Consider the following 22,913-nt stretch of genomic DNA (forward strand, 5'->3'; position numbering starts at 1 on the left):
GCCGGGCCCCGGCATGAGTGACTTTGAAACTGTGGCGGCCAGCGAGAACCAGGCCGCACGGCGGGGCCCCTCGGGCGAGCCGGGCACACCGAACCAGGTCGGCGCGCCGCACAAGCCGCGCAGCCTGGCCGGCGACGCCTGGCGTGACCTGCGCCGCAACCCGATCTTCTGGATCTCGCTGACGCTCGTCGTCCTCTTCACCCTGATGGCCCTCGCCCCCGGCCTGTTCACCGCCAACAGCCCGAGCGACTGCCTGCTCTCCCGGCAGCACGCCGGGCCGTCCGGCGGGGCCATCTTCGGGTACGACTTCCAGGGCTGCGACACGTACTCCCGCGCGGTCTACGGCACGCGCGCCTCGCTGCTGGTCGGCGCGCTCGCCGCGCTCGGCACCGGCGTGATCGCGCTGACCGTCGGCATGGTGGCCGGGTACTTCGGCCGCTGGGTCGACGCGGTGCTCTCCCGGGTGATCGACGTGGTGCTCGGCATCCCGCTGCTGCTGGCCGCGATCGTGCTGCTCAAGCGCGTCTCCACCGCCAGCGACAACGCCCGGATCGCCGCGGTGATCTTCGTACTGGCCATTCTCGGCTGGACCACGGCGGCCCGCGTCGTCCGCTCCTCGGTGATCACCGCCAAGGAGCAGGACTACGTGGCGGCGGCCCGGATGCTCGGCGCCGGCAACGGTCGGATCATGTGGCGGCACATCCTGCCGAACTCGCTGGCCCCGGCCATCGTCGTGCTGACCATCGCGCTCGGCTCGTTCATCGCCGCCGAGGCAACGCTCTCGTTCCTGGGCATCGGCCTGAAGGCGCCGACCATCTCGTGGGGCCAGGACATCGACACCGGCCGGATCCACATGCGGGAGGCGGCGACGCCCCTGATCGTCCCGTCGGCCTTCCTCGCCCTGACCGTGCTCGCGTTCATCATGCTCGGCGACGCGATCCGTGACGCCTTCGACCCGAAGCTGCGGTGATACCTCATGACCGTCCAACCCACCCCCGCCTCCCCCACCCCTGAGGGCGGTCACCTGCTGGAACTGCGGGACCTGCACGTCGAGTTCCGCACCAACGAGGGTGTCGCCCGGGTGATCAACGGCGTGTCGTACCACCTGGACGCCGGGGAGACCCTCGCGGTGCTCGGCGAGTCCGGCTCGGGCAAGTCCGTCACCGCCCAGGCGATCATGGGCATCCTGGACACCCCGCCGGCGCACGTCCGCTCCGGGCAGATCCTCTACCGGGGCCAGGACCTGCTCACCCAGTCCGAGGAGCAGCGCCGGCAGGTCCGCGGCAAGGAAATCGCGATGATCTTCCAGGACGCGCTCTCCGCGCTGAACCCGGTCTTCCCGGTCGGCTGGCAGATCGGCGAAACGCTGCGCCAGCGCTCCGGCATGTCCCGGGGCGACGCCCGCCGCCGGGCCGTCGAGCTGATGGACCTGGTCAAGATCCCCGGTGCCGCCAAGCGGATCGGCGACTACCCGCACCAGTTCTCCGGCGGCATGCGGCAACGCGTCATGATCGCCATGGCGCTGGCGCTGGACCCGAAGGTGCTGATCGCCGACGAGCCCACCACCGCGCTCGACGTCACCGTGCAGGCCCAGATCATGGACCTGCTGGCCGACCTGCGCCGGGACCTCAACATGGCGATGATCCTGATCACCCACGACCTGGGTGTGGTCGCCGGCGTCGCGGACCGGATCGCGGTCATGTACGCGGGTCGGATCGTCGAGCACGCCGACGTCCGCTCGCTCTACAAGGCGCCGGCCCACCCGTACACCAAGGGGTTGTTGGAGTCGATCCCGCGGATGGACGTCCGCGGCCAGGAACTGTCGACGATCAAGGGTTTGCCGCCGAACCTGATGCGCATCCCGTCCGGGTGCCCGTTCCACCCCCGGTGCCCGTACGTCCAGCAGGTCTGCGTGGACGTGGTGCCGCACGACCTGGTCCTCGGCGACGGCCGGACCAGCGCTTGCCACTTCGCGCAGGAGGTTCGTGATGACAGCGCCCGCTAGCTCCACCAAGGTCCGGGGCGAGACCATCCTCTCCGTCGACAACCTGGTGAAGCACTTCCCGATCAGTCAGGGTGTGCTGTTCCAGCGGCAGATCGGCGCCGTCAAGGCCGTCGACGGCGTGAGCTTCGAGCTGCGCCGGGGCGAGACGCTGGGCGTGGTCGGCGAGTCCGGCTGCGGCAAGTCCACCCTCGCCCGGCTGCTGATGCGGCTGGAGACGCCCACCTCGGGCCGGGCCACCCTGGAGGGCAGGGACCTGTTCAAGGCCTCCGGGGGCGAGCTGCGCCGGCTGCGCCGCAACATGCAGATGGTCATGCAGGACCCGTACACCTCGCTGAACCCGCGGATGACGGTCGGCGACATCATCGGTGAGCCGTTCGAGATCCACCGGGACGCCGCACCGAAGGGCAGCAAGGCCAAGCGGGTGCAGGAGTTGCTGGACCTGGTCGGGCTCAACCCGGAACACATCAACCGGTACCCGCACCAGTTCTCCGGCGGTCAGCGCCAGCGCATCGGCATCGCCCGCGCGCTCGCCCTGCGGCCCGAGATCATCGTCTGCGACGAGCCGGTCTCGGCGCTGGACGTCTCCATCCAGGCCCAGGTGATCAACCTGCTGGAGCAGCTCCAGGACGAGCTGGGGCTCTCCTACATCTTCATCGCGCACGACCTGTCCGTGGTCCGGCACATCGCCGACCGGGTGGCCGTGATGTACCTCGGCCGGATCGTCGAGATCGGCACCGAGGACGAGATCTACGAACGCGCCACCCACCCGTACACCCAGGCGCTGCTCTCCGCGGTGCCGGTACCGGACCCGGAGGTACGCGACCAGCGCAACATGATCCGGCTGGTCGGCGACGTGCCCAGCCCGGCCGACCCGCCGAGCGGCTGCCACTTCCGCACCCGCTGCTGGAAGGCCCAGGACATCTGCGCCACCCAGGATCCCCAGGCGGTGCCGAGAGCGGCAGACCCGCACCCCTCGGCCTGCCACTTCGCCGAACTCCGCCCGGTCACGCCAGCCTGACCCCAAAGGGGCAGTTGATCATGAAGTTGTTGCCCTGCACATCGGCGTGTCAGGGCAATAACTTCATGATCGACGGGGTGCAGACGAGGGTCAGTGGAAGAAGTGGCGGGTTCCCGTCAGGTACATCGTTACGTTGGCCTTTTTGGCCGCTGCGATGACCTCTTCGTCGCGGATCGAGCCGCCGGGCTGGACGATGGCGCGGACGCCGGCGTCGAGAAGGATCTGCGGGCCGTCGGCGAACGGGAAGAACGCGTCCGATGCGGCGACCGATCCCCGGGCGCGGTCGGCGCCGGCCCGGTCGACCGCCAACCGCGCGGAGTCGACCCGGTTGACCTGACCCATGCCGACCCCGACGGTGGCGCCGTCCTTGGCGAGCAGGATCGCGTTGCTCTTCACCGCGCGCACCGCCCGCCAGGCGAACGCGAGGTCCCGCAACAGCTCCTCGTCCGCGGCCTCGCCGGTCGCCAACTGCCAGTTCGCCGGGTCGTCACCGGGAGCGTCCACCCGGTCGGCGACCTGGGTCAGCACGCCACCGGTCACCGGCCGCCACTCGACCTTCGCCGGGCTCCAGGCCGGCGCCCGCAGCAGCCGGATGTTCTTCTTGCCCTGCAACACCTCGACCGCGCCCTCGTCGAAGCCGGGGGCGACCACCACCTCGGTGAAGATCTCGGCGACCTGCCGGGCCAGCTCGACCGAGACCGGCCGGTTGACCGCGATCACGCCGCCGAACGCCGACACCGGGTCACAGGCGTGCGCCCGGCGGTGCGCCTCGGCCACGTCCGCGCCCACGGCGATGCCGCACGGGTTGGCGTGCTTGATGATCGCAACCGCCGGCTGGTCGGCGAAGTCGTTGGCGGCCCGCCAGGCGGCGTCGGCGTCGACGTAGTTGTTGTACGACATCTCCTTGCCGTGCAGCTGCTCGGCCTGGGCCAGCCCCGCCGGGGCGTCCGGGTCGATGTAGAGCGCGGCGGGCTGGTGCGGGTTCTCCCCGTAGCGCAGCACTGTCGACTTGCGCAGCGCGGACCCGGCGAACGTCGGCCACGAGTCGTCAGCCGGGGCCAGCTCCTGGGCACACCACTGGGCCACCGCGACGTCGTACTCGGCGATGTCGGCGAACGCGCGGGCGGCCAGCGCGCGGCGCTGGGCCAGCGTGAAGCCACCCTCGTCGAGCGCGCCGAGCAGCGCCGGATAACCGGCCGGGTCGGTGAGGACCGCTACCGAGGCGTGGTTCTTGGCGGCGGCCCGCACCATGGCCGGGCCACCGATGTCGATCTGCTCCACGCACTCCTCGACGCCGGCGCCGGAGGCGACGGTCGCCTGGAACGGATAGAGGTTGGAGACCAGCAGGTCGAACGCGGCCACCCCCAGCTCGTCGAGCTGGGCGACGTGCGTGTCCTTGCGCAGGTCGGCGAGGAGACCGGCGTGCACCTTCGGGTGCAGGGTCTTCACCCGGCCGTCGAGCACCTCGGGGAACCCGGTCACCGTCTCCACCGGCGTCACCGGCACCCCGGCGGCGGCGATGGTGCCCGCCGTGCTGCCGGTGGACACGATCTGGACACCGGCCGCGTGCAGGGCCTGGGCCAGCTCGACCAATCCGGTCTTGTCGTAGACGCTGACCAGCGCCCGCCGAATCGGGCGACGTCCGTCCTGAGTGGGACTCACGGAACCGTGACCTTCCTTCCGGTGATGGTCCAGCCTTCGCGGACCAGGCGGCCGACCTGCTCGACGAGCTGGCGCCGTTCGGCTTCCTTGATGCGCTCGGTGAGCGCGTCCACGTCGTCGTCGTCGAGCACCGGCACCGCGACCTGCGCCACGATCGGCCCGGTGTCCATGCCGGCGTCGACGAAGAAGAGCGTGGCCCCGGTGAGCTTCACGCCGTAGGCGAGGGCGTCGCGCGGGCCGTGGATGCCGGGGAACGCCGGCAGCAGGGTGTTGTGGGTGTTCAGGTAGCGGTCGCCGAAGGCGGCGAGGAAGTGCGGGCCGACCAGCTTGAGGAAGCCGGCGGAGATGACCAGGTCGGGCTGGTGCTTGGCGACGTGCGCGGTGAGCGCGCGGTCCCAGTCCTCCCGGCTGTCATGGTCGCGGACCCGCTCGACGAAGGTCGGCACCCCCGCGGCCTCGGCCCGGTCCAGGCCCGCGATGCCGTCGCGGTCCGCGCCGACCGCGACGACCTGTGCGCCGTACGCGGGGTCGGCGGCGGCGTCCAGCAGGGCCTGAAGGTTGCTCCCGGAGCCGGAAATGAGGACGACGATGCGGGCGGCGGACGCGGGCTCGGTCACCGGGCCACCCTATCGGGCAGGTCAGGACGCCCCTCGGTTGGGCGGTTCGCCGATCTGTGACAGTGACCGACGGGCGGACTGAATAGTTATCGGGGGTAATGCGCGGTATGTCGTCGCGCTGCTGTGCTGTGCCTGAGGTGGTCTGACCGCGATCATGGATGGGAACAACAGCAGCAACTGACGGAACCAGTCCAAGGAGCTTCTCGAATGCAGCCCGGCAACCCCGGTCAGGACCCGTACGGCCAGCAGCCCAACCAGGACCCGACCGCCCCCCAGCCGCCGCACGACCCGTACGCCCCGCCGCCGGCCGCCCCGTACGGCCAGCAGCCCACCTCGGGTCAGCCCTACGGCCAGCCCACCTCGGGCCAGCCGTACGGCCAGCCGCCGGCGGCTCCCTACGGCCAGCAGCCCGGTGCCCCGTACGGCCAGCAGCCGCAGGACCCGTACGGCGCACCGCAGGCCCCGTACGGCCAGCAGCAGCCCTACGGTGGCACCCCGACGTACCCGAACGCCGGCTACCCGCAGCAGCAGGGCCAGAACAACACCCTGGGCCTGGTGTCGATGATCCTCGGCATCGCGTCGATCCCGCTGATCTGCTGCCTCTACCTGGGCATCCCGGTGGGTATCGCGGGCGTGGTGACCGGTTACCTCGCGAAGCAGAAGGTCGCCCAGGGCCAGGCCAGCAACGCCGGCCAGGCCAAGGCTGGCCTGATCTGCGGCGCGGTCGGCGTCGGCCTGGGCATCCTGCTGCTCATCATCAGCATCGTGGCGAACGTCAACCTGCCGACCGAGCCCTGAGAAGACCCTGCTCCCGACGGGGCGCTCCGGATCCGTCCGGGGCGCCCCGCGTCGTCTCCGCGCCACGTTGGCCGCGCCACGTTGGCCGTACCGCCGTTGGCCGCGCCGCCGTCGGCCGTGCCCAGCCTCGGTCGAGCCACCGTCGGCCGCGCAGCCGGACGGTCAGACTCCGGGGCGCACCGGCGGTGTCTGAGCGGCGCGCGGGCTCCGGGCGAGCACCCGGGTGGCGGCGGCGCCGAGCAGCGCGCCGACCGCGACGACACCGGCCGCCACCGCGCCTACCTGCCAGGCCACCGGCCCGAGCTGTGCCAGCCGTCCCGCGCCGAGCGGCCCACCGGAGGCCGCGGCGGCGACGCCGAGCAGCACGCCGGCCACCGGCCCGGCCAGCGCCGCCGGCGCCAACAGCTCCGCCCAGCGCCGCGGCGGCCGCTCCGACCCGGCGGACCGGGCCAGCCGGCGGGCGAGCAACCAGCCGGCGACCATCCCGGCCAGCACCGGAACCGCGAGCAGCAGGGCGCCGAGGCCGTCCACCGGGCCGCGCGGCAGGCCAGCGAGCAACGGTACGGCCGGCAGCGCGCCGACCGACACCTCACTGGTACGCACGGCCGTGTCGACGCCCACCGCGAAGCCCGGCCCGAGCAGATAGCTGGTCGACCAGACCGCGGCGTTCGGCGCGTACGCCATGCTGACCAGGGTGATCCCGGCCTGCCCGGCCACTCCGGTCCGGTACGCGCCGATCATGTCCGCGGCGTCACCGCCGCCCATGGCCACGGCCAGGCCGGCCGCGCCGGCGCCCGCCCCGAGCAGGAGGAGCGCGGCCACCAGCCCAGCGCGTACGCCGTCGCGCAGCGGGCCGGGTATCCGGGTGACGAGCAGCCGGGTCACTGCGGTGATCCGGATCGCACCGACCAGCGCGCCGAGCGTGCCGACCACCGCGAACGTGGCCGCCGCCCGCACCACGGACACCTGCGGCCCGCCCGCGCCGATCAGCACCGCGGCGAGCGCGCCGAGCAGCGCGTACGCCAGACCGACCGCTGCGGCGGCGATCAGCGCGCGACGCGGTGAGCGGGTGTCGCGGGCGCCGATCGCGCGGCTCACGTGCACGCCGGCCCGGGTCAGTCGCCAGAGCGCGAGCACGGTGAGCGCCAGCGGGGCGAGCCCGAACGGGCCCGCCTCGGTGTGCAGCGGCACCCCGTGCCCCACCAGCCAACCGGCGAGCGCGGTGCGCAGGGTGCCGCCCAGCGTGGTGGAATCCGCGCCGAGCTGAACCAGGCCGAGCACGATGGCGACCGGCAGGTACGAGGTGAGAGCCGCCCCGGCCGCGGCCACCCCGGCGGCGACGGCCAGCGGCGCACGCCCACGCGGCGACCCACCGGCGCGCGGCGCGGGAACCCGCCGACGCGGCGCGGCGCGGTCGACCGGCCGGTCGTCGGCGCGTACGCCGCCGGCACGGCTGGGTGGGTCAGGGGTGACGGGGGACATCCGCTCTACTCTGGCACGTCGCGCGGGCGGGGGCAGTCCGTTAACCCGCCCCGGAGGGCGGCGAGTTGGGCGAACCGGAGTCGGAGCCGTCCCGTCGGGTCTAGCGTCGGGCCAGAGGGGGTGGCCGTCGTCGCCAACCGGGTCTCGTTCGCCGGTCGCGGCCCGGGGTCCGCCGCCCACGACCGCCCGGAGGTAGCCGTGACGACCGCATACCCGCCGCCCCCACCACCGCCGGCCCGGGGACGCGACCGCACCACACTCTGGGGCGTGCTGGGCATCGTCCTCGGCCTGATCTGTTGCGGCATCCTCGGCATCATCTTCGGCTACCTGTCACTGCGCGACGCGCGGCGCAACGGCCAGTCGCCGGTTCTCGGCTACCTCGCCATCGCGTTCGGCGTGATCAACATCATCGGCGGCGCGATCCTGCGCCTCACCGGCAACTACCCGTTCTGGAACAACGACTGATCCGGCGGTACGACGAAGGGGCCGACCAGTTCCGGTCGACCCCTTCGGTGTTGCCGTGCCGGCTCAGCTGCCGGACATGATCTCCCGCATCAGCTTCGCGGTCTCGGTCGGCGTCTTGCCGACCTTGACGCCGACGGCTTCGAGCGCCGCCTGCTTCGCCTCGGCGGTGCCGGCCGAGCCGGAGATGATCGCCCCGGCGTGACCCATGGTCTTGCCGGGGGGCGCGGTGAAGCCGGCGATGTAGCCGACCACCGGCTTGGTGACGTTGCCCTTGATGAACTCGGCGGCCCGCTCCTCGGCGTCGCCACCGATCTCACCGATCATCACGATGGCGTCGGTCTCCGGGTCGGCCTCGAACGCCTTGAGGGCGTCGATGTGCGTGGTGCCGATGATCGGGTCGCCACCGATGCCGACGCAGGTGGAGAAACCGATGTCGCGCAGCTCGTACATCATCTGGTAGGTCAGCGTGCCGCTCTTGCTGACCAGGCCGATCCGGCCGGAGCCGGTGATGTCGGCCGGGATGATGCCGGCGTTGGAGGCGCCCGGCGAGGCGATGCCGGGGCAGTTCGGCCCGATGATCCGGGTCCGCTCGCCCTGCGCGAGGTTGTACGCCCAGAACGCGGCGGTGTCGTGCACCGGCACGCCCTCGGTGATCACCACGGCCAGCGGGATCGCGGCGTCGATCGCCTCGACCACGGCGGCCTTGGTGAACTGCGGCGGCACGAAGATGACCGAGACGTCGGCCCCGGTCTCGGCCATGGCGTCCGCCACGGACGCGAAGACCGGCAGCTCGGTGCCGTCGAAGTCGACCTTCTGGCCCGCCTTGCGCGGGTTGACGCCGCCCACCACGTTGGTGCCGGCGGCGAGCATCCGCCGGGTGTGCTTGGAGCCCTCGGAGCCGGTCATCCCCTGAACGATGACCTTCGAGTCCTTGGTCAGCCAGATAGCCATGATCAGACCCCCGCAGCTGCCAGCTCGGCGGCCCGCTCGGCCGCGCCGTCCATGGTGTCCACCCGCTGTACCAGCGGGTTGTTCGCGCCGTCCAGGATCGCCCGGCCGGCCTCGGCGTTGTTGCCGTCGAGCCGGACGACGAGCGGCTTGGTGACCTTCTCGCCGCGCTGCTCCAGCAGGGCGAGCGCCTGGATGATGCCGTTGGCGACCTCGTCGCAGGCGGTGATGCCGCCGAAGACGTTGACGAAGACGCTCTTCACGGCCGGGTCGGAGAGCACGATCTCCAGCCCGTTCGCCATCACGGCGGCACTCGCGCCGCCGCCGATGTCGAGGAAGTTGGCCGGCTTGACGTTGCCGTGCCGCTCACCCGCGTACGCGACGACGTCGAGGGTCGACATGACCAGACCCGCGCCGTTGCCGATGATGCCGACCTCGCCGTCGAGCTTGACGTAGTTGAGGTCCTTGGCCTTGGCGGCCTGCTCCAGCGGGTCCACGGCGGCCTGGTCGACCAGGGCCTCGTGGTCCGGGTGCCGGAACGCGGCGTTCTCGTCCAGGGTGATCTTCGCGTCGAGCAGCAGCAGCCGCCCGTCGCCGTTCTTCGCGAGGGGGTTCACCTCGACCAGGGTGGCGTCCTCGGCAACGAACGCCTGCCACAGGCCGACGGCCACCTCGACGACCTGGTCGGCGACCTCGGCCGGGAAGCCGGCGGCGGTGACGATCTCCCGCGCCTTGGCCTCGTCGACGCCGGTGTTCGCGTCGATCGGCGCCTTCACCACGCGGTCGGGGGTCTCGGCGGCGACCTGCTCGATGTCCATACCGCCGGCCACGCTGGCGATGCAGAGGAAGGTGCGGTTCGCCCGGTCGAGCAGGTACGAGAAGTAGTACTCCTCGGCCACGTCCGCCGTCACCGTGATCATGACCTTGTGGACGGTGTGGCCCTTGATGTCCATGCCGAGGATGTCGGTGGCGCGGGCCACCGTCTCCTCGGCGCCTTCGGCCAGCTTGACGCCGCCGGCCTTACCTCGGCCGCCGACCTTCACCTGCGCCTTGACGACCACGCGACCGCCGAGGCGTTCGGCGATCGCACGGGCCTCTTCCGGGGTAGTGGCGACGCCGCCGGCCAGCACGGGCAAGCCGTGCCGCTCGAACAGGTCCCGCCCCTGGTACTCGTACAGGTCCACGATTGCGCGTCCCGTCCCGTCTCCGCGGCGCGCCGTCGCGCCGCCACCAGCGTTCAGAAAACAGTTTGACGCCTGTCATCAGTTGAAACAGGCCATTGGCGGCAGCCTAGCGAGGTGGGCACCGCCGGCAACCGAGCGGGTGCACGGTGTGCGGTAATGCACAACCCCCGTGCCGAGTGGAGCTGATTCCGGCCGCGCCGTGGGCGGCGTCAATCGTCCGGACGATGTTGCCGGGGGTCCGTAACCCGCCCGTCGGGGCGTCGTTGAGTCAGGTGTCGGCGCGCTGATCAGCGCAAAGACGGGATACGGCCGATGCCCTGTCGGTCGAGGGGTGGCGGCGGGGCATCGTGCATAGAGGGGCCGGACGTGTGAGGGGTGCGTCCGGCCCCTCCCCCGTGCCCAGATCCGGTCGCCTCAGCGGACCGGCGCCTCAGGCGACCGGCTGCGCGACGTTCTGCCGGACCCACTCGACGATCGCCTGCGTGGTGGCGCCCGGCGTGAAGATCTTCGCGACGCCCAGCTTCTCCAGCTCGGGGATGTCGCCGTTGGGAATGATGCCGCCACCGAACACGACGATGTCCCGGGCGTCACGCTCGGCCAGCAGATCCAGCACCCGACGGAAGAGCGTCATGTGCGCGCCGGAGAGTACGGAGAGACCGACGGCGTCGGCGTCCTCCTGGATGGCCGTCTCCACGATCTGCTCGGGCGTCTGGTGCAGGCCGGTGTAGACGACCTCCATCCCCGCGTCGCGCAGGGCGCGTGCGACGACCTTCGCGCCACGGTCGTGGCCGTCGAGACCTGGCTTCGCGACGACGACCCGAATACGAGAGCTCATCAGCGCACACCTTTCACCGGCTTCACGGCCTTCACCTGAACGAACGGTAACCCGCCCGGCCGGGGCCGGGAAATCCGGGCCGGAAACACGTACGACATTCCGCCGCGCCCAGGCACGGCCTCCGGCACTGTCGATCGAGGCCGTCTTACCCGGGCCCCGGCGTCAAGCCGGACGACTCCGCCGGATCGGTCACGCTCGGCGACGAACGGGTGGTTACGGGGGCACCGTTCGACGGCGCGATGCATGACAATCTCGGACGCAAACGGACAGATCGACACGCCAATTTGGCGCTCTGGCTTGTGAGTCGCCTGGTGGTTGGTTAACGTGTCCACGGTTGTCATCAGGTCCATGGACGGGTGACGACGCGGTCGGCAGACGTTCACCGGAGCTTCACGGACGTCCACCGGCCGCCTCGGAACCCCGACAACGGAGGGTGTGCGTGCGCCAGCGCCTGTCGTCTGAGCCCGATCGATATCGCGGTCGCCGCCGCGTACCCACCCCCCCACGTAGCCGTTACGCGGCCGTCGTCACCACCGCCTTCGTCGGCGCGGGCATCGTCGCGCTGGGCGCGTCGGCTCTGCCCGACGCCAAGGACGTCAGCCCGACCGTGCTCGACGAGCTCAAGCAGGCGTCGATCACCAGTCAGGACGTCGCGGCCCGTGCGGACAACGCCGAGCGCGCCTCCCGGGACAGCCGCACGAAGGAAGCGGCCGAGCCCGAGGTCTGGATGCTGCCGCTGCAGGGCTACGACTTCAACTCCCCGTACGGGATGCGGTGGGGCAAGCTGCACACCGGCGTCGACCTGGTCGTCCCCGAGGGCACGCCGTACGTGGCGGTCCACGACGGGCTGGTCACCAAGGCCGGCTGGTTCGGCGGCTACGGCTACGCGGTGATCGTCCAGCACGCCGACGGCAGCGAGGCCATCTACGGTCACTCCTCCGCGCTCAGCGTCAAGGAGGGCCAGCAGGTCAAGGCGGGCGACCAGCTTGGCCTGGTGGGCCAGACCGGCCACGCCTACGGCACCCACCTGCACCTTGAGCTTCATGTCAAGGGCGCGCCGATCGACCCCGTTCCGTACCTCCAGGAGCGCGGAGTGGACATCAAGCTGCAAGTCGAGGCAATCTACAGCGAGGTAGCGGGTTCCTGACGCTGCGTGCCGCCCGTTGACCGCCCGGATCTGTCGATCCGGGCGGTTTTTCCTGCCCGGCCTGCGGCTGATGTCTGCTGGATCACAGCATGGACTGTGACCGACCGCACGCCACGGCATGATCACTTTTCCGGACGGAGTGCTTCAGATCGGCGCATACCAGGTCAGCCGGCCTGCCGCCCCCGGTTCGGACGCCCGGTCCCGGACGGTCGTCCAGCTCGGCCCGACACCAGTATTTCGAGGTCAAGTGCCCCTCGACTGTGAAGGTCCGCCGTGCAGGAAGACAGCCCCGTCCAGAACGAGAACACCCCCGACACCACCGTCGAGCAGCCGCGACGTGCCCGCCGGCGGAACCGCCTGATCGTGGCCGGCGCGGCCGCGCTGGTCGCCCTCGGCCTGGGTGGGGTCGCCGTCGCCACCTCCGGCCCCGACCGGACGGCGCCCACCGCCGTCTCGCTCGACGCCCAGTCGCGCGCCGAGGCCGCCAGCCGGGCCGACCGCTCGACCCGCGAGTCGAGCGCGCCGGCGTCGGCGTCGGCCAGCCCGACCGTGAGCCCGTCGACGGCCAGCGCCAGCCCGACACCGACGAAGACGGCCACCGCCAAGCCGAAGCCGAAGCCGAAGAAGACCACCAGGCCGACGGCCGCCTGGGTCGACCCGATGCCGGGCGCCGCGGTCACCTCCTGCTACGGCCAGCGCTGGGGCACCCTGCACGCCGGGATCGACCTGGCGCTGCCCTCGGGCACCCCCATCCGCGCCGCGGCCGCCGGCACGGTCACCCAGGCCGGTGACGCCGCGGACGGGTACGGCAACTCCGTCTTCATCGACCACGGCAACGGCTACCTGACCCACTACGCCCACCAGAGCCGCATCGCGGTCACCGTCGGGCAGGCGGTCAAGGCCGGCCAGGTGATCGGCTACGAGGGCGCCACCGGCGATGCCACCGGCCCGCACCTGCACTTCGAGGTGCACCAGGGCATGTGGAACCAGATCGACCCCGCCCCGTTCATGCGGGCGCGCGGCGTCGACCTGGGCTGCTGAGCCTGGCCCGCACAGAATCCTGAAAGGGTGGCCTCCGCGCTGGCGGAGGCCACTCTTTCCATGTTCTAGCGCGACCTCGCGAAGGTGCCGTTTCGGGCGTCAGAGCTTGTCGACCGGGGCGTGTCGCAGCACCAGCCACATGGTCTGGTCGCCGAAGTCGATCTGCGCGCGGGCGCCCGGGCCGTGCCCCTCCACGGCGAGCACGCGCCCCAGCCCGTAGCGCTGGTGGTTGACCCGGTCGCCGGCGGCCACCTTCGGCCCCTGCGGCAACTCGCTGGCCGTGGTGAGGCGGCTGCCGTCCACGCCGAGCCGCTGGGCAAGCTGCGCCGCCTTCGGGGTGCCGCCGGTGAAGGTGCCCCGACCGCCGGGCGCACGGTCGGCACGACCGCCGACGCCGCCGCCCCCGCCGGCCCACGAGGTGTACGACCCCTCGGTGCGCTCCCAGCGCACCAGCTCCGGCGGCAGCTCCTCCAGGAACCGCGACGGCGGGTTGTAGGACGGCTGCCCCCAGGCCGAGCGGGTCACCGCCCGGGAGAGGTAGAGCCGCTGTCGGGCACGGGTGATGCCCACGTACGCCAGTCGGCGCTCCTCCTCCAGCTCGCGGGTGTCGCCCAGCGAGCGCAGGTGCGGGAAGACGCCGTCCTCCAGCCCGGTCAGGAAGACCACCGGGAACTCCAGGCCCTTGGCGGTGTGCAACGTCATGAGGGTGACGACGCCCTGGTGGTCGGGGTCGTCGGAGGGGATCTGGTCGGCGTCGGCCACCAGCGCGACCTGCTCCAGGAAGCCCGCCAGGGTGGCGCGCTCCCCGTCGGCGCCGGTCGCCTCGATCCGCTCGGTGTACTCCCGGGCGACGCTGACCAGTTCCTGGAGGTTGTCCACCCGGCCCGCGTCCTGCGGGTCCAGGCTCTCCTCCAGCTCGGTGAGGTAACCCGAGCGGGTCAGCAGGGCCTCCAGCACCTCCTCCGGGGTGCCGGTCTCGGCCAGCTCCCGCGCGCCGTCGAGCAGCGCCACGAAGTCGGCGATGCCGTTGGCCGCCCGGGTGGAGATGCCGGGCGCCTCCCGGGCCCGGCGCAGCGCCGCGCCGAAGGAAATCCGATCACGGCTGGACAGCGCCTCGACGCACGCCTCCGCGCGGTCGCCGATCCCCCGGCGGGGGGTGTTCAGCACCCGCCGCAGGCTCACCGTGTCGTCGTCGTTGACCACCGAGCGCAGGTACGCCAGCGCGTCGCGGACCTCCTTGCGCTCGTAGAAGCGCACCCCGCCGACCACCTTGTACGGCAGGCCGGCGCGGATGAACACCTCCTCGAAGACGCGGGACTGGGCGTTGGTGCGGTAGAAGACCGCGACGTCACCGGGGCGTGTCTCGTCGGCGTCGACCAGCCGGTCGATCTCCCGGCCCACCCAGTCCGCCTCGGCGTGCTCGGTGTCGGCCACATAGCCGACGATCCGCTCGCCGTCACCGGCCTCGCTCCACAGCCGCTTCGGCTTGCGGGAGGTGTTCCGGTCGATCACCGCGTTGGCCGCGTTCAGGATGGTCTGGGTGGAGCGGTAGTTCTGCTCCAGCAGGATCGTCCGCGCGTCGGTGAAGTCCCGCTCGAACTCCAGGATGTTGCGGATCGTCGCGCCCCGGAACGCGTAGATCGACTGGTCGGCGTCACCGACCACGCACAGCTCGGCCGGCTCCAGCCCGTCGGTGCCGGAGACCAGCTCCTTGATCAGGACGTACTGGGCGTGGTTGGTGTCCTGGTACTCGTCCACCAGCACGTGCCGGAACCGCCGCCGATAGCTCTCCGCGACGTGCGGGTGGGACTGGAGCAGGTGCACCGTCGTCATGATCAGGTCGTCGAAGTCCAGCGCGTGCGCCTCGCGCAGCCGGCGCTGGTACAGCGTGTACGCCTCGGCGAGCGCCCGCTCGTTGGGCCCGCTGGCCCGCGCGGCGAACTGCTCCGGGTCGACCAGCTCGTTCTTGAGGTTGGAGACCTGGGCGGCCAGACCACGCGCCGGGTAGCGCTTCGGGTCGAGATCCAGCTCGCGGGTGACCAGCTGCATCAGTCGGCGGGAGTCGTCCGCGTCGTAGATCGAGAACGTCGATTTGAGGCCGGCGTGCTCGTGTTCGGCGCGCAGGATGCGGACGCACGCCGAGTGGAACGTCGACACCCACATCAGTCGGGCCCGTGGGCCGACCAGCGCGGCGACCCGCTCCTTCATCTCGCCGGCCGCCTTGTTGGTGAAGGTGATGGCGATGATCTCACCGGGATGCACGTCCCGTGCGGCGAGCAGGTAGGCGATCCGGTGGGTGAGCACCCGGGTCTTGCCCGACCCCGCGCCGGCCACGATCAGCAACGGGGAACCGGCGTGGCTGACGGCGTCGCGCTGCGGCCCGTTCAGCCCGGCGAGCAGCTGCTGCGGATCGAGGCGGACGGAGGCCGACCCGGGCCGGTGCGGACGGGCCGGCGCGGACTCCGGCGCGGGCGGGGACGCGGGAATGTCGAAGAGAGGATGCATCGCGCACCAAGTCTATGCCGCCAGCCGGACACTTCCCGACCGCGCCGTCCGCCGGGCCGGGTCGCCGTGCCTGCGCCTGGAGCACACGGCCGGGCCGCCCTTTTTGCGCCGGAATCCTTGCGCGGCGGCCACCGGCGTGGGCATACTCGACGGCGTGATCGCTGCGCGCTACTACTTTTACTACGGCACCGGGAGTCCGGCTGCCGTAGGTCGCGCCTGATCGACAGACCTGCGAAAAGCCCCGGGCTCCTGGAGTCCGGGGCTTTTTCGTCCCGGGTTCCGGGCACCGGGCACCACAGCGCGAGAGGTACCCGATGATGACAGACGTGGTGGAGCAGAACGGTGGCCCGGCCGGACCGGAGGCCGGACAGCCGTCGGCGAGCGGGAGCGTGCCGGAGGTGGTGCCTTCGGTGCGGACCGGCGACCCGTCCGAGGCACGGACCGGCACCGTGGAGCCGACCGCCGCTGCGCGGATCGTGCAGATCAGAGAACGGATCGACGAGATCGACCACGCGTTGATCGCGCTCTGGCAGGAGCGGGCCGCGCTGTCACAGGAGGTCGGGGCGACCCGGATGGCCTCCGGTGGAACCCGCCTGGTGCTCTCCCGCGAACGGGACATCCTGGAGCGCTTCCGGCTCGCGCTCGGCGCCGACGGCACCCAACTGGCGCTGCTGCTGCTGCGCGCGGGCCGCGGGCCGCTCTGAGGCGCCTCGGTGGGCCGCCGGTGCGGTCGTCACCGACCGGCGGTGCGGGAGCGTGGCGAACCGCTCAGAGGGCTCCGGACAGACGAAACCGCCTGCCGTCGTCGTGGTGACGTCGGCAGGCGGTTCCGGTGACTCACACCTCGTGGGTGGCGACGATCTCGCGCCGCTCCGCGAAGTGGCAGGCGCTCGGGTGGTCCGAGTCGCGCCGGATCTCCAGCAGCGGGACCTGCTCGGCGCAGACCTCCTGCGCCTTCCAGCAGCGGGTCCGGAACCGGCAGCCCGAGGGCGGGCTGATCGGCGACGGCACGTCACCCGTGAGCCGGATGATCGTCTTGTTGTTCCGCTGGGTCGGGTCCGGAACCGGCACCGCCGAGAGCAGCGCCTGGGTGTACGGGTGGGTCGGCCGCTCGTAGATCTCGTCCTCGGTGCCGATCTCAACGATCTTGCCGAGGTACATCACCGCCACCCGGTCCGACAGGTGGCGGACCACCGACAGGTCGTGGGCGATGAAGATGTACGACAGCCCCAGCTCGGTCTGCAGCTTCTCCAGCAGGTTCATCACCTGGGCCTGGATGGAGACGTCAAGCGCCGAGACCGGCTCGTCGCAGACGATCACCTCGGGCCGCAGCGCGAGCGCGCGGGCGATGCCGATGCGCTGACGCTGACCGCCGGAGAACTGGTGCGGGTACCGGTTGATGTGCTCCGGGTTGAGCCCGACCAGGTCGAGCAGCTCGCGGACCTTGGCCCGACGGCTGCCCCGGGGCGCCACCTCCGGGTGGATCTCGAACGGCTCCCCGATCAGGTCACCGACAGTCATCCGCGGGTTCAGCGAGGTGTACGGGTCCTGCATGACCAGCTGGATCTGCCGACGCAGCCGACGCAGCGCCCCACCGGAGAGCTTGGAGATGTCCTGGCCCTTGTAGACCACGCTGCCGGCGGTCGGCTTCTCCAGGTTCATCAGAACCCGGGCGAGGGTCGACTTGCCGCAGCCGGACTCGCCGACGACACCGAGCGTCTCGCCGGCCCGCAGACCGAACGAGACCCCGTCGACGGCCTTGACCTGACCGACGGTCTTCTTGAACACCACACCCTGAGTGACGGGGTAGTGCTTGACCAGGTCACGGACCTCGAGGATGTTCTCAGACACGGTTCACCAGCTCCTCGGCGAAGTGGCAGGCGCTGGCCCGGGCGGGGCCCACCTGGAGCAGCGGGGGGACCTTCTCCCGGCACACCGGCTGCGCCATCGGGCAGCGCGGGTTGAACGGGCAGCCCGGCGGGATGTTCATCAGGTTCGGCGGGAGGCCCTTGATCGTCCGGAGCTGCTGCCCCTTCTCGTCCAGACGCGGGATCGAGTCGATCAGACCCAGCGTGTACGGGTGCGCCGGCTTGGCGTACAGGTCGTACACGTCGGCTTCCTCGACGATCCGGCCCGCGTACATGACGGCGATCCGATCGGCGACGTCGGCGACCACGCCGAGGTCGTGGGTGATCAGGATCATGCCCATCTGCCGCTCACGCTGGAGCTCCGCGAGCAGGTCCATGATCTGGGCCTGCACGGTCACGTCGAGCGCGGTGGTCGGCTCGTCCGCGATCAGCACCTCGGGGTCGAGCGCCAGCGACATCGCGATCATCGCGCGCTGCCGCATACCGCCGGAGAACTGGTGCGGATAGTTGTTGAACCGGCCCTTGGCGTTCGGGATCTTGACCTGGTCGAGCATCTCGATCGCGCGCTTCTTGGCCTCCGCGCGACCCAGACCCCGCCGAACCCGGAACTGTTCGGCGATCTGGAACCCGACGGTGAAGACCGGGTTCAGGGCGGAGAGCGCGTCCTGGAAGATCATCGCGATGCCCTCACCGCGGATGCGGCGGCGCTCCTCGGCGGACATGCGGAGCATGTCCTTTCCGTGGAAGCGGACCCGCCCACCGGTGACGAAGCCGGGGGGCGTGTCGAGGATGCCCATGATCGTCTGCGCCGTGACGCTCTTACCGGAGCCGGACTCGCCGAGCACGGCGAGGGTCTCCCCCGCGTCGACGTGGTACGTGACCCCGTTGATGACCTTTGCGACGCCGTCCCGGGTACGGAACTCCACCCGCAGGTCGTCGACCTCGAGCAGCCGGCCGGAGGGGCGCCCGGACCCGCCGGATCCCGGCGCGGACTGCTCAGACACGAGAATGTCGGACACTGGATCTCCCCTAGCGGAGTTTCGGATCGAGAGCCTCGCGGACCGCTTCACCGAGCATCACGAAGCTCAGCACCGCGGCGACGAGGAATGCGGCGGGGAAGAACACGAGCCCCGGCGCGACCCGGATGAAATCCTTACCCTCGCTGATCATGATGCCCCAGGACACCACCGGCGACTTCAGGCCGACACCCAGGAACGACAGGGTTGCCTCGGCGCCGATGAACGAGCCGACCATGATCGTGCCGTAGACCAGCAGTGGGGCCAGGCAGTTCGGCAGCAGGTGCTTGAGGATGATCCGGCCGCTGCCGGCACCCAGCGCACGCGCCGCCACGATGTAGTCGGCCTCCTTGGTGGAGAGCACCGAGGAACGCATCAACCGCATCACGACCGGCCAGCTCAGCACGATCAGCGAGATGATCACCAGGCCCATGATCTCGGCCTTGCTGTTGCTGCTGCCCGAACCGTTGAACGTGGTCAGGATGACGATCGCGCCGAGCACGAACGGCACTCCGAAGAACACGTCCGCGACCCGGCTGAGAATCGTGTCGACCCAGCCACCGAGGTATCCGGAGATGATGCCCATGGCACCACCGATCAGCAGGGTGCCGACCACGGAGAGCACGGCGACCACGATGGAGGCACGCGCGCCGTAGATGACCCGGGCGTAGACGTCCCGGCCCTGCAGGTCGTACCCGAACCACGCGTTGCCGGACGCCTTGTTGAGGCTGCGCGACAGCGATCCGTTGACCGCGTCGCCCGGGGCGAACAGCGACGGGAAGGCCGCCATCAACAGGAAGATGACGATGATCGTCGTCGAGATCCAGAACAGCGGCTTACGGCGCAGGTCCCGCCAGGCGTCACCGAGCAGACCACGCGGCTTCTCGTTGCCCTGCGGCCCGGAGGTGGCCGGGGTGTCCGTCACCTGTGCGGGAGGGGTGCTGACAATCGATGCGGTGCTTGGGTCACTCATAACGGATCCTCGGGTCCAGGGCGGCGTAGAGCAGGTCGACCAACAGGTTCATCAGCAGATAGACGACCACCAGTACGACCACGATGCCAACCACGGTAGCGCTTTCCTTGGTGACGATCGCGCGGTAGACCTCGCGGCCGATTCCGTTGATGCCGAAGATGCCCTCGGTGACGATCGCGCCGCCCATCAGGGCGCCGAGGTCGGTGCCGAGCAGGGTGACGACCGGAATGAGCGAGTTGCGCAGCAGGTGCACACCCACGACCCGGCGCATCGGCAGGCCCTTGGCGATGGCGGTGCGCACGTAGTCGGCACGGCGGTTCTCCGCGATGCTCGTTCGGGCCACCCGGGCGATGTACGCCACCGACGCGCTACCGAGCACGAAGCCCGGCACGATCAGCTCGGAGAATCGCATCTCGGACGAGACGGTCGGCTTGACGATGCCCCACTGCACACCCAGCAGCCACTGCAGCACGAAGCCGACGACGAACACCGGCAGCGCGAGCAGGAAGAGGGTCGAGACGAGGACCAGGTTGTCCAGGAAGCCGTTGCGGCGCAGACCGGTCAGGATGCCGGCGCCGAGGCCGATCACGGCCTCGATGGCGAGCGCGACCAGGGCCAGCTTGAGCGTGTTCGGGTACGCCGTGGCGATGATGCCGCCGATGTCGCGCTGCGAGAACGTCTGGCCGAAGTCGCCCTGGAGCAGGTTCTTCATGTAGTTGCCGTACTGCACGAAGACATTCTGGTCCAGGTGGTACTTCTCGGTCATGTACGCGACGTACTGGTCCGGGCAGCGGCGCTCGCCGCACTTGCCGGCGAACGGGTCGCCCGGGACGGACCAGACGAGCCAGTAGATCAGGAAGGTCGAGCCGATGAAGACCGGCACGAGTTGGAGCAGCCGTCTCAACAGATAACGGCCCATGGGGTGGTCCTCCAGACAGGGGGCGCGTCGGACGGCCGACACGGTGGTGACAACGTGGCGAGTGGAGTGCTGTGGCACCCACTCGCGGAACGGCCCCGGGTCGGGCTCACCGGATGTGGCGAGCCCGACCCGGGGTCAGACCGTTCGGATCAGAGCTCGACCGAGGTGATGTCGAGTTCGCCGACGTTGTTCAGCTCGAGCTTCTTGATCTTCTCCGAGTGGCCGGACTGCTGGCCGTAGAAGTAGACCGGGATGCTCGGGACGTCCTGGTCGACAACCTCGACGGCCTTGGCGAACGCCTCGTGCGAGGCCTCCAGGCTCGGCGCGGCGCTGGCCTGCTTGGCCAGGGTGTCGACCTCGGGGTTGCTGTACAGGCCGTCGTTGGACGAGCCACCCTTGACGTAGAGCGGGTTGACCCAGTTCTCCACGTCCGGGTAGTCCTGCTGCCAGGCGGCACGGTACGGGCCGGTCATCTTGTGGGCGTTGATGTTCTGGCGGAACACCGCGAAGGTCGGGATGCCCTCGGCCCGCGCGTCGATGCCGAGGTTGGTCTTGACCTGCTGCGCAACCGCGTCCATCCAGTCCTTGTGGCTGGAGTCCGAGTTGTAGTAGAAGACCATCTCACCGGTGAAGCCGCCGGCCTCGGTCAGCAGCTGCTTGGCCGTGGTCGGGTCGAACTTGCAGGCGGTGCAGTTACCCGGCTTGGCGCCCGGGGTCAGCGGGTTCGCCCAGCTGTCGGCCGGCTTGCGGGTACCGAAGAAGATCTTGTCCGAGATCTCCTGCCGGTTGATCGACAGCGACACCGCGCGACGCAGCTTCGGGTTCTGGAAGCGCTTGTCGTAGATCGGGAACGCGATGAACGCGGTCGACGGCGTGACGGTGTTCAGGCCGCGGTCGCCGAGGTCGGTCTTCCACTTGTCGCCGGCGAGCGCCGAGGTGGGGACAACCTCCATGAAGTCAAGGTTGTTGGCCAGCAGATCGGCGTAGGCCGCCGTCTCGTCCTGGTACAGCTTGACGTCGACGTCCTTGATCTTCATCTTGTCGCGCAGGCTGTAGTCGTCGAAACGAGTCAGCTTGATGAGGACGTTGTCCTGCCACGACACGAACTTCACCGGGCCGTTGCCGATCGGCTTCTTGCCGAACTCCTCGGGCTTCATGGTGAAGAACACGTCCGGCAGCGGCATGAACGCGCTGTAGCCGAGCTTGGTCGGGAAGACCGCGGTCGGGGCGGCGAGGGTGACCTCGAAGGTCTGCTCGTCGATGACCTTCAGGCCGGAGAGCTTGTCGGCCGTCGGGGTCGGGGCCTTCTGCGGGCCGTCCGGGCCGTCCGGGTCCTCGGTGTAGGTCTTGTCGAAGCCCGCGATGTCCGAGAAGAAGGAGCCGTTCTGCGCGCCGTTCGGCGAGTACGCCGCCCAGTTCCAGGCGTCGACGAAGTTCTTCGCCTTCACCTCGGTACCGTCGTGGAACTTGGTACCCTTCTTGATCTTGATCGTGAAGACCTTGGAGTCCTTGGTGTCGATGGACTCGGCCAGCGCGTTGCGCGGGGCCCCACCGTCGTTGGGGTACTCGACCAGGCCGGTCCACAGCCAGTCGATGACCTTGCCACCGCCGGTCTCCGTGGTGTTCGACGGAACCAGCGGGTTCTCCGGCTGGACGCCGTGGATGACGATCGCGCCATCCTTGCTGGCGGCGGCGTCGCCGTCGCCGTCACCGCTCGAGCAACCGCTCGCGACAAGCGCGGCAGCCGCGCTGAGCGCGATCGCGCTCGTCGCCCGCTTCGAGACTCTCATTCCGAGGGGCCTCCTCTTTCTAACCTGGTTCCGTCGTGGGTTTCACGCACGTTTTGGGGGTGACACCGCCCGACCACCCCGGGGCGGGGGTCGCCGGGACCACAGGGAAGTTGGGGACACCCCTGATGTTCCGATCCGCCGGGCTCCCTCACCCGACGAGGCGCGACTCTGCGCAGGCGGCACAGCCACGAACCCGCCGGGAAAACAGCGGAGGCCGTGGTCGTGGGCCGTGCGGAGTGCCACACACCGAGGGTGAGGTGCTGCCACTGTGACACCCACTGGCCGCTTTCGTGAAGGTGCCGTTATCAAGCCGTTAGTTGTCCGCCACGTTGCCGATACTTGAAAAATGATCACAAAACGGTCAGTCCAGGTGTCTCCGACCTGGAAGTACCTGACCTGCTGGGACGCTCGCGCCCCGCTCAGGCTCGGCTTATGTGAGCTTTTTCGCTTGACGACCACGCGGTCCGACGTCTAACGCGGGCTCGACTTTCTTTACCCGTCCGGACGAGGTCGACGTCGGCTGCACGGGCACCATGGCCGGCTGGGTGGACGAGGGTGCCGCGGACGGTTTTCTGATCACCGAAGAGCGACCGCGGCGGCTGCCACACCCCCGGCCCCGGCCCCGCCTCCAGGCGGCGCC

At 70.4% G+C, this 22,913-nt stretch carries 20 protein-coding genes; 8 read left to right on the forward strand and 12 right to left on the reverse strand.

Annotation, left to right across the window (positions count from 1 at the left end; genetic code table 11):
• The first annotated feature begins 13 nt into the window (after positions 1 to 13).
• Genes AB0J68_RS06190 through AB0J68_RS06200 form a run of 3 tightly spaced genes read left to right on the forward strand, consistent with a single transcriptional unit; the run spans position 14 to position 3,023 of the window.
• Positions 14 to 970, forward strand: a complete 957-nt coding sequence (locus AB0J68_RS06190; RefSeq protein WP_354855388.1) for an ABC transporter permease — start codon at positions 14 to 16, stop codon at positions 968 to 970.
• A 6-nt stretch (positions 971 to 976) separates the two neighbouring features.
• Positions 977 to 2,005, forward strand: a complete 1,029-nt coding sequence (locus AB0J68_RS06195; protein ID WP_363936539.1) for an ABC transporter ATP-binding protein — start codon at positions 977 to 979, stop codon at positions 2,003 to 2,005.
• Positions 1,989 to 3,023, forward strand: coding sequence for a dipeptide ABC transporter ATP-binding protein (locus tag AB0J68_RS06200; protein WP_355069145.1), 1,035 nt, complete (start codon positions 1,989 to 1,991; stop codon positions 3,021 to 3,023). Before AB0J68_RS06195 ends, AB0J68_RS06200 begins: the two co-directional genes overlap by 17 nt.
• Before the next feature lie 90 nt (positions 3,024 to 3,113).
• On the opposite strand, the gene purH is transcribed toward AB0J68_RS06200, so the two are convergent.
• Together purH and purN are read right to left on the reverse strand one after the other, a co-directional pair.
• The gene (gene purH, locus AB0J68_RS06205) at positions 3,114 to 4,685 is read right to left on the reverse strand and encodes a bifunctional phosphoribosylaminoimidazolecarboxamide formyltransferase/IMP cyclohydrolase (protein WP_363936543.1); all 1,572 of its coding nucleotides are present in this window, start codon (positions 4,683 to 4,685) and stop codon (positions 3,114 to 3,116) included.
• Positions 4,682 to 5,302, reverse strand: coding sequence for a phosphoribosylglycinamide formyltransferase (gene purN / locus AB0J68_RS06210; RefSeq protein WP_354855384.1), 621 nt, complete (start codon positions 5,300 to 5,302; stop codon positions 4,682 to 4,684). The genes purH and purN overlap by 4 nt, the downstream gene beginning before the upstream one ends.
• Before the next feature lie 207 nt (positions 5,303 to 5,509).
• Here purN and AB0J68_RS06215 point away from each other — a divergent pair, with 207 nt between their 5' ends.
• Entirely contained in the window at positions 5,510 to 6,100 is a 591-nt protein-coding gene (locus AB0J68_RS06215) for a DUF4190 domain-containing protein (RefSeq protein WP_354855383.1), read from the forward strand.
• 162 nt (positions 6,101 to 6,262) lie between these two features.
• Here the strand turns inward: AB0J68_RS06215 and AB0J68_RS06220 are convergent, their stop codons facing one another.
• Positions 6,263 to 7,582: a DUF6350 family protein gene (locus AB0J68_RS06220; protein WP_363936547.1), complete on the reverse strand. Its 1,320-nt coding sequence runs from the start codon at positions 7,580 to 7,582 to the stop codon at positions 6,263 to 6,265.
• Between the two features lie 198 nt (positions 7,583 to 7,780).
• Here AB0J68_RS06220 and AB0J68_RS06225 point away from each other — a divergent pair, with 198 nt between their 5' ends.
• A complete protein-coding gene (locus AB0J68_RS06225) occupies positions 7,781 to 8,047 on the forward strand; it encodes a DUF4190 domain-containing protein (protein ID WP_354855381.1) in 267 nt (88 codons plus the stop codon).
• A 63-nt stretch (positions 8,048 to 8,110) separates the two neighbouring features.
• Here the strand turns inward: AB0J68_RS06225 and sucD are convergent, their stop codons facing one another.
• The 3 genes from sucD to AB0J68_RS06240 all read right to left on the reverse strand — a co-directional run bounded on the left by sucD (position 8,111) and on the right by AB0J68_RS06240 (position 11,014).
• Entirely contained in the window at positions 8,111 to 8,998 is an 888-nt protein-coding gene (gene sucD, locus AB0J68_RS06230) for a succinate--CoA ligase subunit alpha (protein WP_354855380.1), read from the reverse strand.
• A gap of 2 nt (positions 8,999 to 9,000) precedes the next feature.
• A complete protein-coding gene (gene sucC / locus AB0J68_RS06235) occupies positions 9,001 to 10,179 on the reverse strand; it encodes an ADP-forming succinate--CoA ligase subunit beta (protein ID WP_354855379.1) in 1,179 nt (392 codons plus the stop codon).
• Positions 10,180 to 10,609: 430 nt separating this feature from the next.
• A complete protein-coding gene (locus AB0J68_RS06240; protein WP_354855378.1) occupies positions 10,610 to 11,014 on the reverse strand; it encodes a cobalamin B12-binding domain-containing protein in 405 nt (134 codons plus the stop codon).
• 439 nt (positions 11,015 to 11,453) lie between these two features.
• Between AB0J68_RS06240 and AB0J68_RS06245 the strand changes: the two genes are divergently transcribed.
• Together AB0J68_RS06245 and AB0J68_RS06250 are read left to right on the forward strand one after the other, a co-directional pair.
• Positions 11,454 to 12,161 (forward strand): M23 family metallopeptidase, encoded by a 708-nt coding sequence (locus tag AB0J68_RS06245; protein WP_234590189.1) that lies wholly within the window; start codon positions 11,454 to 11,456, stop codon positions 12,159 to 12,161.
• 273 nt (positions 12,162 to 12,434) lie between these two features.
• Entirely contained in the window at positions 12,435 to 13,202 is a 768-nt protein-coding gene (locus AB0J68_RS06250) for a M23 family metallopeptidase (protein ID WP_354855377.1), read from the forward strand.
• Positions 13,203 to 13,301: 99 nt separating this feature from the next.
• On the opposite strand, the gene pcrA is transcribed toward AB0J68_RS06250, so the two are convergent.
• Positions 13,302 to 15,707: a DNA helicase PcrA gene (pcrA, locus tag AB0J68_RS06255; protein WP_354855376.1), complete on the reverse strand. Its 2,406-nt coding sequence runs from the start codon at positions 15,705 to 15,707 to the stop codon at positions 13,302 to 13,304.
• 314 nt (positions 15,708 to 16,021) lie between these two features.
• On the opposite strand from pcrA, the gene AB0J68_RS06260 reads away from it, so the two are divergent.
• Complete coding sequence (locus AB0J68_RS06260; RefSeq protein ID WP_354855375.1) at positions 16,022 to 16,411, forward strand: chorismate mutase; 390 nt, start codon at positions 16,022 to 16,024, stop codon at positions 16,409 to 16,411.
• 133 nt (positions 16,412 to 16,544) lie between these two features.
• Here AB0J68_RS06260 and AB0J68_RS06265 read toward each other — a convergent pair whose 3' ends face one another.
• From AB0J68_RS06265 to AB0J68_RS06285, 5 genes are all read right to left on the reverse strand, one after another.
• Complete coding sequence (locus tag AB0J68_RS06265) at positions 16,545 to 17,558, reverse strand: dipeptide ABC transporter ATP-binding protein (RefSeq protein WP_354855374.1); 1,014 nt, start codon at positions 17,556 to 17,558, stop codon at positions 16,545 to 16,547.
• Positions 17,551 to 18,579, reverse strand: a complete 1,029-nt coding sequence (locus AB0J68_RS06270; RefSeq protein ID WP_354855394.1) for an ABC transporter ATP-binding protein — start codon at positions 18,577 to 18,579, stop codon at positions 17,551 to 17,553. The genes AB0J68_RS06265 and AB0J68_RS06270 overlap by 8 nt, the downstream gene beginning before the upstream one ends.
• 25 nt (positions 18,580 to 18,604) lie before the next feature.
• Positions 18,605 to 19,516: an ABC transporter permease gene (locus AB0J68_RS06275; protein WP_354855373.1), complete on the reverse strand. Its 912-nt coding sequence runs from the start codon at positions 19,514 to 19,516 to the stop codon at positions 18,605 to 18,607.
• 40 nt (positions 19,517 to 19,556) lie between these two features.
• Positions 19,557 to 20,483, reverse strand: a complete 927-nt coding sequence (locus tag AB0J68_RS06280) for an ABC transporter permease (RefSeq protein ID WP_354855372.1) — start codon at positions 20,481 to 20,483, stop codon at positions 19,557 to 19,559.
• Positions 20,484 to 20,632: 149 nt separating this feature from the next.
• Positions 20,633 to 22,273, reverse strand: coding sequence for an ABC transporter substrate-binding protein (locus tag AB0J68_RS06285; protein ID WP_354855371.1), 1,641 nt, complete (start codon positions 22,271 to 22,273; stop codon positions 20,633 to 20,635).
• Positions 22,274 to 22,913 lie beyond the last annotated feature (640 nt).

This window comes from Micromonospora sp. NPDC049580, assembly GCF_040675595.1.
Classification (GTDB): Bacteria; Actinomycetota; Actinomycetes; order Mycobacteriales; family Micromonosporaceae; genus Micromonospora.